12 protein-coding genes are annotated in these 12,792 nt (G+C 71.5%); 4 read left to right on the top strand and 8 right to left on the bottom strand.

Going from position 1 to position 12,792, the window contains the following annotated elements:
- Positions 1 to 7: 7 nt before the first annotated feature.
- From ACZ6B8_RS07100 to ACZ6B8_RS07085, 4 genes are all read right to left on the bottom strand, one after another.
- Positions 8 to 955: a hypothetical protein gene (locus tag ACZ6B8_RS07100; protein ID WP_471606546.1), complete on the bottom strand. Its 948-nt coding sequence runs from the start codon at positions 953 to 955 to the stop codon at positions 8 to 10.
- Positions 956 to 968: 13 nt separating this feature from the next.
- The gene (locus ACZ6B8_RS07095; protein ID WP_055544889.1) at positions 969 to 1,265 is read right to left on the bottom strand and encodes a DUF4193 domain-containing protein; all 297 of its coding nucleotides are present in this window, start codon (positions 1,263 to 1,265) and stop codon (positions 969 to 971) included.
- Between the two features lie 393 nt (positions 1,266 to 1,658).
- Entirely contained in the window at positions 1,659 to 2,906 is a 1,248-nt protein-coding gene (locus tag ACZ6B8_RS07090; RefSeq protein ID WP_471076873.1) for a sensor histidine kinase, read from the bottom strand.
- 6 nt (positions 2,907 to 2,912) lie between these two features.
- Positions 2,913 to 3,566: a response regulator transcription factor gene (locus ACZ6B8_RS07085; protein ID WP_055563081.1), complete on the bottom strand. Its 654-nt coding sequence runs from the start codon at positions 3,564 to 3,566 to the stop codon at positions 2,913 to 2,915.
- Positions 3,567 to 3,887: 321 nt separating this feature from the next.
- Here ACZ6B8_RS07085 and ACZ6B8_RS07080 point away from each other — a divergent pair, with 321 nt between their 5' ends.
- Entirely contained in the window at positions 3,888 to 4,061 is a 174-nt protein-coding gene (locus ACZ6B8_RS07080) for a hypothetical protein (protein ID WP_167355562.1), read from the top strand.
- 108 nt (positions 4,062 to 4,169) lie between these two features.
- Here ACZ6B8_RS07080 and ACZ6B8_RS07075 read toward each other — a convergent pair whose 3' ends face one another.
- Positions 4,170 to 4,985, bottom strand: a complete 816-nt coding sequence (locus ACZ6B8_RS07075) for an inositol monophosphatase family protein (protein WP_471607159.1) — start codon at positions 4,983 to 4,985, stop codon at positions 4,170 to 4,172.
- A gap of 19 nt (positions 4,986 to 5,004) precedes the next feature.
- Positions 5,005 to 6,132, bottom strand: coding sequence for a ferrochelatase (locus tag ACZ6B8_RS07070; protein WP_471606545.1), 1,128 nt, complete (start codon positions 6,130 to 6,132; stop codon positions 5,005 to 5,007).
- Positions 6,133 to 6,298: 166 nt separating this feature from the next.
- On the opposite strand from ACZ6B8_RS07070, the gene ACZ6B8_RS07065 reads away from it, so the two are divergent.
- Positions 6,299 to 7,543, top strand: coding sequence for an MFS transporter (locus tag ACZ6B8_RS07065; RefSeq protein ID WP_471076865.1), 1,245 nt, complete (start codon positions 6,299 to 6,301; stop codon positions 7,541 to 7,543).
- Positions 7,497 to 8,822, top strand: a complete 1,326-nt coding sequence (locus tag ACZ6B8_RS07060; RefSeq protein WP_471606544.1) for a D-arabinono-1,4-lactone oxidase — start codon at positions 7,497 to 7,499, stop codon at positions 8,820 to 8,822. Before ACZ6B8_RS07065 ends, ACZ6B8_RS07060 begins: the two co-directional genes overlap by 47 nt.
- A 25-nt stretch (positions 8,823 to 8,847) precedes the next feature.
- Here the strand turns inward: ACZ6B8_RS07060 and ACZ6B8_RS07055 are convergent, their stop codons facing one another.
- Entirely contained in the window at positions 8,848 to 10,116 is a 1,269-nt protein-coding gene (locus ACZ6B8_RS07055; protein ID WP_471606543.1) for a hypothetical protein, read from the bottom strand.
- 474 nt (positions 10,117 to 10,590) lie between these two features.
- Here ACZ6B8_RS07055 and sepH point away from each other — a divergent pair, with 474 nt between their 5' ends.
- The gene (gene sepH / locus ACZ6B8_RS07050) at positions 10,591 to 11,697 is read left to right on the top strand and encodes a septation protein SepH (RefSeq protein WP_471076857.1); all 1,107 of its coding nucleotides are present in this window, start codon (positions 10,591 to 10,593) and stop codon (positions 11,695 to 11,697) included.
- A 165-nt stretch (positions 11,698 to 11,862) separates the two neighbouring features.
- Here the strand turns inward: sepH and ACZ6B8_RS07045 are convergent, their stop codons facing one another.
- The gene (locus ACZ6B8_RS07045; RefSeq protein WP_471606542.1) at positions 11,863 to 12,690 is read right to left on the bottom strand and encodes a sulfurtransferase; all 828 of its coding nucleotides are present in this window, start codon (positions 12,688 to 12,690) and stop codon (positions 11,863 to 11,865) included.
- Between the last annotated feature and the right edge of the window lie 102 nt (positions 12,691 to 12,792).

Genomic DNA, 12,792 nt, shown 5'->3' with positions numbered 1-12,792 from the left:
GACGGGATCAGCGCCCCAGCTCCCGGGGTACCTCCCCCACCCGCAGAGGATCGTCCGGCTTCTCCAGGGGCGGTAGCTCCGGCAGCGCGTCCCAGGGCACCTGGGTCTTGCGCAGGTCCCGGCGGATCCGCTCGGCCAGCTTCCTGGTGTCGCGGCGGTTCATGACCGCTCCGACCGCGGCGCCCACCATGAAGGGCATGAGGTTCGGGAGGTTCCGGACCATCCGCTTCATGATCTGCTGGCGCAGCTCGCGCTTCATCTGGCCGCCGAGGGCGGTGTTGAAGGTGGCCGGTTTGGTGACATCGATGCCACGCTCCTCCGACCAGGAGTTCAGATAGGCCGTGCTGCGCTGCTTGAGGTTGCCCTCGGGCCTGCGGCCGTAGACCTCGTGCAGCTCGGCGATGAGCTTCAGCTCTATGGCGGCGACGCCGGTGATCTCCGCCGCGAGCTCGGCGGGCATCGCGGGCGGCACCGGCAGCATCGCGGCGGCCCCCACGCCCGCGCCCACGGTGGACGTGGCGTTGGCGGCGCCCGCGACGAGTTTGTCCGCGAGCTGCTCGGGGCCGAGACCCGGGAACTGCTTGCGGAGGGTCGCCAGATCGCGGACCGGGACCCGCGGGGCGTTCTCGATGAGCCGGTCGGCGAGATGGCCGAGGCCGGCCTTGGCACCGCGTCCGCCCTTGCGCACGCCGTGCAGCACTCCGCTCGTGACGGCGGCAACGCGGCCCCTGGACCCGGCCTCACCGGCCTCGCCCGTCTTCCGGGCGGTCCTGGGCGCCTTGCCGGCCGCCGTCTCGTCCGGCAGCGCCCCAGGGGCGTCCGCCGGCTCGAGCGAGGCTGCTCCGGGCTCGGAAGAGCCCCGCTCGTCGTCACGCACACCGGCGTCCGGGACGCCGGCCGTGTCCGCTCCGCGCTTGCGGAAGCGGCGCTTCCAGGACGGGGTCGAGCCAGTCACGGCCGACCCCGCCTCAGTCGCAGTCGCGGCAGATCGGCTGGCCGTTCTTCTCGCGGGCCAGCTGACTGCGGTGGTGCACCAGGAAGCAGCTCATGCAGGTGAACTCGTCCTGCTGCTTCGGGAGCACGCGGACCGCGAGCTCCTCGTTGGAAAGGTCGGCGCCGGGCAGTTCGAGGCCTTCTGCGGCCTCGAACTCGTCGACGTCGACAGCCGAGGTCGACTTGTCGTTCCGCCGTGCCTTGAGTTCCTCGATGCTGTCCTCGTTGACGTCATCGTCGGTCTTACGTGGGGTGTCGTAGTCCGTTGCCATGTCGCTCTCCCCCTCTGGGTGTCTGCGGTGTCTCAGCGCTCGTAACGCGTGAGAGGCCGGACTTGTGCCCGACCTGAGGCGGAGATTTTGCCTCACATCAAGGTCTGTTACTCAATCGACACCCAACCGCACCCCTGAAGAGGTGATCGGTTTGGATGGCGATCGGGACCGTACACGGTCCGAATGTCGCACTTCACAGGCGCCACCCCGTGTACTTCCCGTGATCAAGACCCCCGAAAACCCGGATTTTCCCGGCTTTCCGACGACTTTCACGATCACAGAGAGTAGATGGCCGAAAATTCGCCCCTGTGATCGATCACACACGAAATCTCCGGGAACAGGTCCAGAAAATTCCGCGCAAAGCGAACATCGCGGCGCGTCCGCGGCAGCATCTCAGAGAGGAAGGGTGACTCGCATCACGAGCCCTCCCCCCTCGCGCGGCTCCGCGATGATACGGCCCCCGTGGGCGCGCGCCACCGACCGGGCGATCGACAGGCCGAGACCGACGCCCTTGTCGCTGCCCGTCCGCTCGGTCCGCAGCCGCCGGAACGGCTCGAAGAGGTTGTCGATCTCGTACGCGGGCACCACCGGGCCCGTGTTCGACACCACCAGGACCGCCTGACCGTGCTGAGCCTCCGTGGTGACCTCGACCCAGCCCGCGTCCGGCACGTTGTACCTGACGGCGTTCTGCACGAGGTTCAGGGCGATCCGCTCCAGGAGGACGCCATTGCCCTGCACGACGGCCGGAGCGCGTTCCCCGCGGATCTCCACGCCCTTCGCGTCGGCCTCGGCGCGCACCTGGTCGACGGCGCGGTCGGCGACCTCGGCGAGGTCGACCGGTTTGCGCTCCACGATCTGGTTGTCGCTGCGGGCGAGCAGCAGCAGGCCCTCCACGAGCTGCTCGCTGCGCTCGTTGGTGGCGAGCAGGGTCTTGCCGAGCTGATGAAGCTCGGGCGGCGCTCCCGGGTCGGAGAGCGACACCTCCAAGAGCGTGCGGTTGATCGCCAAGGGCGTGCGCAGCTCGTGCGAGGCGTTGCCCACGAACCGCTGCTGGGCGGTGAAGGCCCGCTCCAGGCGGTCCAGCATCTCGTCGAAAGTGTCCGAGAGCTCCTTCAGCTCGTCGTCGGGCCCGTCCAGCTCGATACGGCGCGACAGGTCGGTGCCGGCCACCCGGCGCGCGGTGCGCGTGATGCGGCCGAGCGGCGAGAGCACGCGGCCCGCCATCGCGTAGCCGAAGGCGAACGCGATCACGGCGAGACCGAGCAGGGCGAGCAGCGAACGGCTGAGCAGATTGTCCAGGGCGTGCTGGCGCACCTGGTTGACGCACTCGTTGAGGGCGTCGTTGAGCTGCACCTCGGAGGGCCGCTCGGGCAGCCCGTGGAAGCTCGCGCAGGTGCTGCTGCTCACCTGGCTGTTGCCGGTGACGGTGAAGGGCAGCTCACTGCCCACGTTCAGCGCCTGGGCGGCGAGCAGATAGATGATCGAGAGCAGCAAGATGCCCGCGATCAGGAACATCCCGCCGTAGAGCAGGGTGAGGCGTATGCGGATGGTGGGGCGCAGCCAGGGATAGGGCGGTTCGACCTTCCGCGGGTCCCACGTGGGTTTCGGGGGCGCTCCTGGTGGCGCCGGGGTCGCGGCCACCGGGGGTCAGATCCGGTAGCCGGAGCCCGGCACCGTCACGATGACGGCGGGCTCGCCGAGCTTGCGGCGCAGCGTCATGACGGTCACCCGGACGACGTTCGTGAACGGGTCGGTGTTCTCGTCCCAGGCCTTCTCCAGGAGCTGCTCCGCGGAGACCACGGCGCCCTCGCTGCGCAGCAGCACTTCGAGGACGGCGAACTCCTTGGGAGCCAGCTGGATCTCCTTGCCCTCGCGGAAGACCTCGCGGCGGTTGGGGTCGAGCTTGATCCCGGCGCGCTCCAGGACGGGCGGCAGCGGCACGCTGGTGCGCCGGCCGAGGGCACGCACGCGTGCCGTGAGCTCGCTGAACGCGAAGGGCTTGGGGAGGTAGTCGTCGGCGCCGATCTCCAGGCCCTCGACGCGGTCGCTGACGTCGCCCGACGCGGTGAGCATCAGGACGCGGGTCGGCATGCCGAGCTCGACGATCTTGCGGCAGACGTCGTCGCCGTGGACGAGCGGGAGGTCCCGGTCGAGCACGACGACGTCGTAGTCGTTGACGCCGATGCGCTCCAGGGCCGCCGCTCCGTCGTACACGACGTCGACGGCCATGGCCTCCCGGCGCAGTCCGGTGGCCACCGCATCGGCGAGCAGCTGCTCGTCCTCGACGACGAGTACGCGCACGTCGCTGTCCTTCCTCTGTGCCCCTTGCGGGCAGGTCTGTGTGTCGGTCTCTCGGGGGTAGGGCTCCATCCTGCCCCTTTCGGCCATAAACCGGCTGTAAGACGGCCTGTCATCGCGTCCGGAGCGGGGAATGCCGGATTTTCTCCGGTGGTTGAGGTTTCTGCGGAAGGGAGCGAGGGGAGGACGGCTTTACACCCGCGATCACGCTTTGTATGTGGCACGCCCAAACTGCTTTCCGCAGAGCGGCTTGAGACGTGATCGCCCCTTCTTTGAGGCACACCCCGTGCCGACGACCCACGACCCAGCCGAGGGGGCGCAACCATGGACGCATTCACCGCAGGTCTCCTGCAGCGCATAAAGGCCACGGAGTCCGACCTCACGAAGGCCCGTGAGACGGGCGACGACTTCCTTGCCGAGGTCGAGCTGGCGGAGCTGGAGGATCTTCACCGCCTCGCGGCCGAGCACGGCGTCGAGGTGGGCGCTCTGCAGGCCTGACCGCCACCCCGGAACATACGCGCGAAGGGCCCCGACACCTGTGGGACGAGGTGTCGGGGCCCTTCCGCGTGCGGACCGCGCCAGTGGGCCGGTGGGCCTCGGCGGGGGTCAGTCGTGCCAGGCGCCGAGGTCCTCCAGGAGGCCCTGGAGCGTCTCGAAGAGGACGGGCGGGGCCGCGACGGCCAGCTCGCCCGAGAGGGCCTCTCCGGGGCGGCCACCGGTCAGCGCGCCCGCCTCCCGGGCGACGAGCTCGCCGGCCGCGAAGTCCCAGGGGTTGAGACCGCGCTCGTAGTACGCGTCGAGCCGGCCGGCCGCCACGTCGCACAGGTCGATCGCGGCCGAGCCGGCCCGCCGGATGTCCCGCACCCGCGGGATCAGCTGCCGGGCGACCTCGGCCTGCTGGACGCGGCGCTCGGTGATGTACCCGAAGCCGGTGCCGACCAGCGCCTGGTCGAGGGCGGGCGCGGGGCGCACGCGGGCGGGCTCGTCGTTGATGTGGGCGCCCTCGCCGAGCACCGCGCGGCAGGTCTCCCCGCGCATCGGGGCGTGCACGACCCCGACGAGCGTCTCGCCGTCCTTGCGGGCGGCGATGGACACGGACCAGTCGGGGCGCCCGTACAGGTAGTTGACGGTGCCGTCGATGGGGTCGACGACCCACTGGATCCCGCTGCTGCCCTCACAGCTCGCGCCCTCCTCGCCGAGCACCCCGTCGGCCGGCCTGTGCTCGGCCAGGAAGCCGGTGATCAGCTTCTCGGAGGCGATGTCCATCTCGGTGACGACGTCCACGGCGCTGGACTTGGTGGCGGCCACGCCGAGGTCGTCGGGGCGGCCGTCGCGCAGGAAGGCCCCGGCGCGGTGCGCGGCCTCCAGGGCGACGCGGAGCAGTTCCGCCTTGAGGTCGGTCGGGTCGGTCGGGTCGGTCACGGCGCTCACTTGGGGGTCCTCACGCGTACGGGCTGTCGGCGCCCGCGGCCGCGGGCTTGGGGGTGCGGGCGGGACAGCAGCCCACCGGGCACAGGTCGTGGCTCGCGCCGAGGGAGCCCAGGGCGCAGGGGGTGACGGGCGCGCCGCTCTCCGCGGCGGCCCGCTCCAGGACCAGTTCCCGGATGGCTGCGGCGAACCGCGGGTCGGCGCCGACGGTCGCCGAGCGGCGCACCGGAAGCCCCAGCTCCGCCGCCTTGGCCTCCGCCTCGGTGTCGAGGTCGTACAGGACCTCCATGTGGTCCGAGACGAAGCCGATGGGGACCATGACCACGGCGGGGACGCCTGCGGCGTGCCGCTCCTCCAGGTGGTCGCAGATGTCCGGCTCGAGCCACGGGATGTGCGGGGCGCCGCTGCGCGACTGGTAGACGAGCTGCCAGGGGTGCGCGACGCCGGTCTCCTCGCGGACGGCCTCGGCGATCAGCCGGGCCACGTCCAGGTGCTCACGGACGTACGCGCCGCCCTCGCCGTGTTCCGGCACCGGACCCGAGGTGTCCGCGGCGGCGGTCGGGATGGAGTGCGTGGTGAAGGCCAGGTGCGCGCCCTCCCGTACGTCCTCGGGAAGTTCGGAGAGCGACGTCAGGACGCCGTCGATCATGGGGCGGACGAAACCCGGGTGGTTGAAGTAGTGGCGGAGCTTGTCGACCTTCGGCGGCTCCAGGCCCTCGGACGCCAGGACGGCGAGGGACTCCGCGAGGTTCTCGCGGTACTGGCGGCAGCCCGAGTACGAGGCGTACGCGCTGGTGGCGAGGACCAGGACGCGGCGGCGGCCGTCGGCGGTCATCTCGCGCAGGGTGTCGGTCAGATACGGCGCCCAGTTGCGGTTGCCCCAGTACACCGGCAGGTCCAGGCCGTGCTCCGCGAAGTCCTTGCGCAGGGCGTCGAGCAGCTCGCGGTTCTGGTCGTTGATCGGGCTGACCCCGCCGAACAGGAAGTAGTGCTGCCCCACCTCCTTCAGCCGCTCCGTGGGGATGCCGCGCCCGCGCGTCACGTTCTCCAGGAACGGGACGACGTCGTCCGGGCCCTCCGGGCCACCGAACGAGAGCAACAGCAGGGCGTCATAGGGAGTCGAATCCAGCGCATCGGACATGCATCCGATCCTGCCACCCGCCACCGACAGCCGGAAAACGGCCTCCGCCGATCGGAAAACCCGGTGTGCGGATCCGCCCCGCGGCCGTAAGCTGTATCAGCCATCTTTACGCCTTACCCGGAGCCTCCGCCCTCGGATGCCGCCCGGAGCCCCAGCGGAGTTTCCCGTGCCCAGCCCCTACCGCGCCATCTTCGCCGCCCCCGGCACCAAAGCCTTCGCCGGGGCCGGTTTCCTCGGCCGTATGCCGCTGTCGATGATGGGCATCGGCATCGTGACCATGGTGTCGCAGCTCACCGGGCGCTACGGCCTCGCGGGCGCCCTGTCGGCGACGGTCGCCCTGTCGGCCGCCGCGATCGGCCCGCAGATCTCCCGGCTCGTGGACCGGCACGGCCAGCGCCGGGTGCTGCGGCCCGCGACGCTGGTCTCCCTGGCCGCCGTCGCCGGGCTGCTGCTCTGCGCGAAGTTCGAGACGCCCGACTGGACGCTGTTCGTCTTCGCCGCCCTGGTCGGCTGCGTGCCGAGCGTGGGCTCGATGATCCGGGCGCGCTGGGCGGCGCTCTACCGGGGCACCCCGCAACTGCACACCGCGTACTCCTTCGAGTCGGTGGTCGACGAGGCCTGTTTCATCTTCGGGCCGATCATCTCGATCGGGCTCTCGACCGTGTGGTTCCCCGAGGCCGGACCGCTGCTCGCCGGCGTCTTCCTCGCCGTCGGCGTCTTCTGGCTGACCTCCCAGCGGGCCACCGAACCGGTGCCGCACCCGCACGAACACCACACCAAGGAGTCGGCGCTGCGCTCGGTGGGGCTCCAGGTCCTCGTCGCCACCTTCGTCGCGACCGGCGCGATCTTCGGTTCGATCGACGTGGTCACCGTGGCGTACGCGGAGGACCAGGGCCACAAGTCCGCGGCCAGCCTGGTCCTCGCCGTCTACGCGCTCGGCTCCTGCCTGGCCGGTGCCGCCTTCGGACTGCTGCACTTCAAGGGGGCGCCGGCCCCGCGGTGGCTGCTGGGTGTCTGTGCGATGGCCGTGAGTATGATCCCGCTTCAACTGGTCGGGAACCTTCCGTTGCTGGCCGTGGCGCTGTTCGTGGCGGGCCTCTCCATCGCACCGACGATGATCACGACGATGGCCCTCGTCGAGCAGCACGTACCACGCGCGAAACTGACCGAGGGCATGACCTGGGTGAGCACCGGGCTCGCGGTCGGCGTCGCGCTCGGCTCCTCCGCGGCCGGCTGGGTCATCGACGCCGCCGGTCCGGACGCCGGGTACGCGGTGCCGGGGGTGTCCGGGGCCGTCGCGGTCGCGGTCGGCTTCCTGGGATATCGCCGGCTGAAGCGGCCGGTTCCGCGACGGGGAGGGACCCATGAGTACGGGCACGGGCAGCGGGAAGAGCACAGCGACGTGGCGTAACTGGGCGGGGAACGTGACCGCGCGGCCGGTCCGTGAGGCCACTCCCGCCTCGGTCGACGAAGTGGCCGCGGCCGTGCGCCGGGCCAAGGAGGACGGCCTGAAGGTGAAGCCGGTCGGCTCGGGTCACTCCTTCACCGCCACCGCCGTGACCGACGGCCTCCTGCTCCGTCCCGACCTGCTCACCGGCATCCGCGGCATCGACCGCGCGGCGGGCACGGTCACCGTGGAGGCCGGCACCCCGCTGAAGCGCCTGAACGCGGCGCTCGCGCGGGAGGGCCTGTCGCTCACGAACATGGGCGACATCATGGAGCAGACCGTCTCCGGCGCCGTCAGCACCGGGACGCACGGCACGGGCCGCGACTCGGCCTCGATCGCCGCCCAGATCACGGGCCTGGAACTGGTCACCGCGGACGGCACGGTCCTGACCTGCTCCGCCGACGAGAACCCCGACGTCTTCGCCGCCGCCCGCATAGGGCTCGGCGCGCTCGGCGTCATCACCGCCATCACCTTCGCCGTGGAGCCGGTCTTCTTCCTCACCGCCCGTGAGGAGCCGATGACCTTCGACCGGGTCACCGAGGACTTCGACGCGCTCGTCACCGAGAACGAGCACTTCGAGTTCTACTGGTTCCCGCACACCGGCAACTGCAACACCAAGCGCAACAACCGCAGCCAGGGCCCCGCGGCGCCGCCCAGCAGGATCAGCGCCTTCATAGAGGACGAACTGCTCTCCAACGGCCTCTTCCAGGTGGTCAATTCCCTCGGCCGGGCCGTGCCCGCGGCCATTCCCGGGATCGCGAAGATCTCCAGCAAGGCGCTCTCCGCGCGGACGTACACGGACATCCCCTACAAGGTCTTCACCAGCCCGCGCCGCGTGCGGTTCATGGAGATGGAGTACGCCGTGCCGCGCGCGGCCCTCGTGGAGACGCTGCGCGAGCTGAAGGCGATGGTGGACCGCTCCCCGCTGCGCGTCAGCTTCCCCGTGGAGGTGCGCACCGCCCCCGCGGACGACATCGCGCTCTCCACGGCCTCGGGCCGGGAGAGCGCGTACATCGCCGTCCACATGTACCGCGGCACGCCCTACCAGGCGTACTTCGCGGCCGCGGAGCGGATCTTCACCGCGCACGAGGGACGGCCGCACTGGGGCAAGGTGCACACCCGCGACGCGGAGTACTTCGCCGGGGCCTACCCCCGCTTCGGCGAGTTCACGGCCCTGCGCGACCGCCTCGACCCGGACCGCCTGTTCGGCAACGACTACCTGCGGCGGGTCCTGGGCGCCTGACCACGCTCCGGGAAGCGGCCGTCTCCTACGGAGTGGGCGTCGCGCCCTCCTTGGCGTTGTCACCGGCGCCCGATCCGCCGCCGTCGGACGGCGTGGGCGTCGGGGTCGGCGGGGTGGGCGTGGGGGTCGGATCCGTCTTGGAACCGTCGTCTCCGGAGTCGGAGCCGTTGTCCTTGTCGGTGTCCGTGCCCGTGCCCTTGTCCGGGTCGTCCTGGGAGCCGGTGCCGTTGCCGTTGCCGCTCCCCGGGGTCCGGCCGGTCCCGTCCGGGTCCTGCGTGCCGTTGCCGTCGCCCTTCTGGGAACCGTCACCCGTGCTCGGGGTGCCGTTGTCCGAGGGCTCACCGGAGGGTTCGTCGTCGGACGGCGTCGACTGCCTCTTCGGCGAGGAGTTGTGCCCCGAGAAGCCGTTGCCGATCGAGGTGCCCTCGCCGCCGCTCAGGTTCGCCCCGGAGACCACCTCGTATGTGGTGATCCCCGCCATCGAGACGCCGAACACGACGGCCGCGGCGATCAACGGCCGCTTCCAGCTGCGGACCTGTGAGCGGTGTGTGGTGCCGGCCGTGTACTCCTCCGGTGGGAGCGACGGCGGCGCGAAGGCGGTCGTCGGTGTCGGGTCCGGAGCCGCGCCGCCAGGTCCCGTGGTGCGGAGCACACGGGTGGCGTCGTCGCGCGGCACCGCCCGGGTGGCGTCGACCGCCCCGAGCAGCTGGGTCCGCTCGGCGTCCGCGCCGGGCGCCGCGGCGGGCAGCATCGTCGTCGCGTCGCCGTCCCCGGCGGCGGGCGGCACGGTGGTGGGGTCCGTACCCGCGGCGGGCAGCACCGTGGTGGGGTCCGCCTCCTCGGTGGTCGGCAGCAGCGTGGTCGCCTCCGCTTCGGCCGTGCCCTCCGCCGGCTGCGGCCGCCCCCAGGTCGTGGTCACGGGCCCGGTGGCCCGCACGGCTCCCGTGTACGCGGGCGATCTGAACGTCTCGGGCACCGGCGTCGCCGCGGTCACCGGGACCTGCCGCGCCCTCGGTTTGGCCTGCACCGTGACGTCACGTATCTGCTCGCCCGTACGCTTGAAGAAGTGCTGGAAGACGGTGCCGCCACAGGTCGCGATGGCGCTCACGACACCGGCGCCGAGGATCGTCCCGTAGACACCGAGGTTCGAGGCGAGCTTCGCCGCCACGACCGCGGCGATGGCGCTCCCCGCCACCTGCGGCAGACTCAGATCCAGGCGCCGCTTCTCGCCCGGCTCCTCCTGGCCCTTCGGCTGGTCCTTCGACTCCTTGCCGGAATCCGGCTTTTCACGCATCTCCGACCCTTGCCTGCCTTTCTCGACCTTTCTCAACTGACTACACGAGACAGGGACGTATGGGCGAAGTGTTTAGTTCCGGTTCGGGACATTCAGTGAAGTGCGCCACCCGCGCGCGGGCGCGGCACAGCGGAGGCGGGGGCCAACTCCCGTCCGGTACGAGAAGTTCGGCGGCGCGGCGGTCCACCCACATGGCCCGAATGGAGTACTGTTGCGAGCCCTGGGTCCGGTCTCCCGCCAGGGTGCCCGGGGCCTTCCAGGACCGCCGGGTGGGGGGCTCGCTGCACAGGGTGACGAACATCGTCACTTAGCGTTGCGAAAAAGGTAACCGTGCCATAACGGCGATCCAGGGCCCATGCCCGACACGCCGGGCAACTCGGCAAGGTTGTGGCAGGCTGCACCCGGGCAGGCCACACTCGACTAGCGGAAGCAGCGACGCACGTGACGTCGGCAGGCACCACCCGGGAGGTCCCCATGCCCGAACTGCGTGTCGTGGCCGTCAGCAACGACGGCACACGGCTGGTGCTGAAGGCTGCGGACAGCACGGAGTACACGCTTCCGATCGACGAGCGGCTGCGTGCGGCCGTCCGCGGCGACCGGCCCCGACTCGGACAGATCGAGATCGAGGTGGAGAGCCACCTCCGCCCGCGCGACATCCAGGCACGGATACGTGCCGGCGCCAGCGCGGAAGAAGTGGCCCAGTTCGCCGGCATCCCCGTCGATCGCGTCCGCCGCTTCGAAGGACCCGTCCTCGCGGAGCGCGCCTTCATGGCGGAGCGTGCCAGAAAGACCCCCGTCCGCCGCCCCGGCGAGAACACCGGGCCCCAGCTCGGCGAGGCCGTGCAGGAGCGGCTGATGATGCGGGGCGTCGACAAGGACACCGTCCAGTGGGACTCCTGGCGCCGTGACGACGGCACCTGGGAAGTCCTGCTCGTCTACCGCGTCGCGACCGAGCCGCACTCCGCGAGCTGGACGTACGACCCGCCCCGGCGGCTCGTCCAGGCCGTGGACGACGAGGCCCGTTCGCTGATCGGCGAGACGGACGACATCTCCGCGCCCGAGCCCAGCTTCCCGTTCGTGCCGCGCATCGCCCGACTGCCCCGGGACCGCCCGGCGGACCGGCCGCTCGACCGCGCCCTCGAACGCCAGTTGGAGCGTCCGAGCATTCCCGCCCCGCCGGCCGATCCGCCGGAGGAGGGCGCCACCGGCGCCGGCTCCGCGATCGCCGAGCAGGAGCGCGACTCCCTGACGAGCCTCCTGGAGGCGGTGCCCAGCTTCCGCGGCGACATGGTCGTGCCCGAGCGCCCGACGTCCGCTGCCACCACGGAACTGCCGCCGGCCGCCCAGGACGAGCCCGATGAGCAGGAGCCGGACGCCGAGGAGCCGCCCGCGGCCTCGGCGGGCGCCGGAGCGGCCTACGCGGACGTGCTCATGCCGCGCTCGGTGGCCAGTCACCGGGACCGCCTCGTCGGCTCCACGGACCGGCAGGCCGAGGCCGACGGCGTGCGGCCGGGACGCCGCGCGGCGGTGCCCAGCTGGGACGAGATCGTCTTCGGCACGCGCCGCAAGAAGCAGGAGTAGCCGGCCGGGGCGGTCCGAGGGACAGCGCCTGGGGAGGCGTGTTCGCGAAGGCAGCGCCTACGGAGACTGCGCTTACGGCAACAGCGCTTACGGAGAGGGGGTCCCCACCGACCTGGTGGGGACCCCCTCTCCGTATGTGCGCGCCGATGCGCCTTGCCGCAAGCGCTACTGCGGGTCCGGGCCCGTCGCCACGGGACGCGCGGAGTCGGCCGACCACTCCGACCAGGAGCCGACGTAGAGGGAGGCCGGGATTCCGGCCACCGCGAGCGCGAGCACCTCGTGGGCGCCCGAGACCCCCGAGCCGCAGTAGACGCCGATCTCCGACGTGTCGGACGCGCCCAGCGCCTTGAAGCGGTCGGCGAGTTCGGCGGCGGGCTTGAAGCGGCCGTCCTCCGCGACGTTCTCCGTGGTCGGCGCCGACACCGCCCCCGGGATGTGCCCGGCCACGCTGTCGATCGGCTCGACCTCGCCGCGGTAGCGCTCGCCCGCGCGGGCATCCAGGAGCAGACCGGAACGGGCCAGGGCCGCGGCCGAGTCCGCGTCAAGCAGGTCGGTACTGTTCGGCTCCGGCTCGAAGGTGCCCTCCGCGGGTGCCTCGCCGGGCCCCTGCTCCAGGGGACCGGTCCACAGATCGAGGCCGCCGTCCAGGACGCGTACGGACGCGTGCCCCGTCCAGCGCAGCATCCACCACAGCCGCGCCGCCGCCCAGTTCTGGCCACCGTCGTACACGACCACGTCGCGGTCCGCCGAGACCCCCGCCGCGCGCATCACGGCGCCGAACCGATCCAGATCGGGCAGGGGGTGCCGGCCGGCCGAGCCCGCGGCACCCGCCAGGTCGGCGTCCAGATCGATGAAGACGGCCGACGGAATGTGGCCCTCTTCGTAGGCGGAGCGCTGGGAGCCCTGGTGCTGCCAGCGGACGTCGAGAAGGACCGGCGGGTTCTGGCCCGCCAGCTCGCCCGCGAGTTGGGATGCGGAGATGATGGGATTCATGGGCCCATCCTTGCGTACGGGGTGGTCGTGTCGCCAAGGTCCGGCTACCCTGCTCGGCCGGGCCACACCGAACACGGGGCGTACGGAACCATGCACACCCTG

It is taken from the genome of Streptomyces sp. NPDC041122, assembly GCF_055592445.1.
The sequence above is the reverse complement of the archived record's forward strand: the minus strand, read 5'-3'. Positions and strand labels throughout refer to the sequence as shown.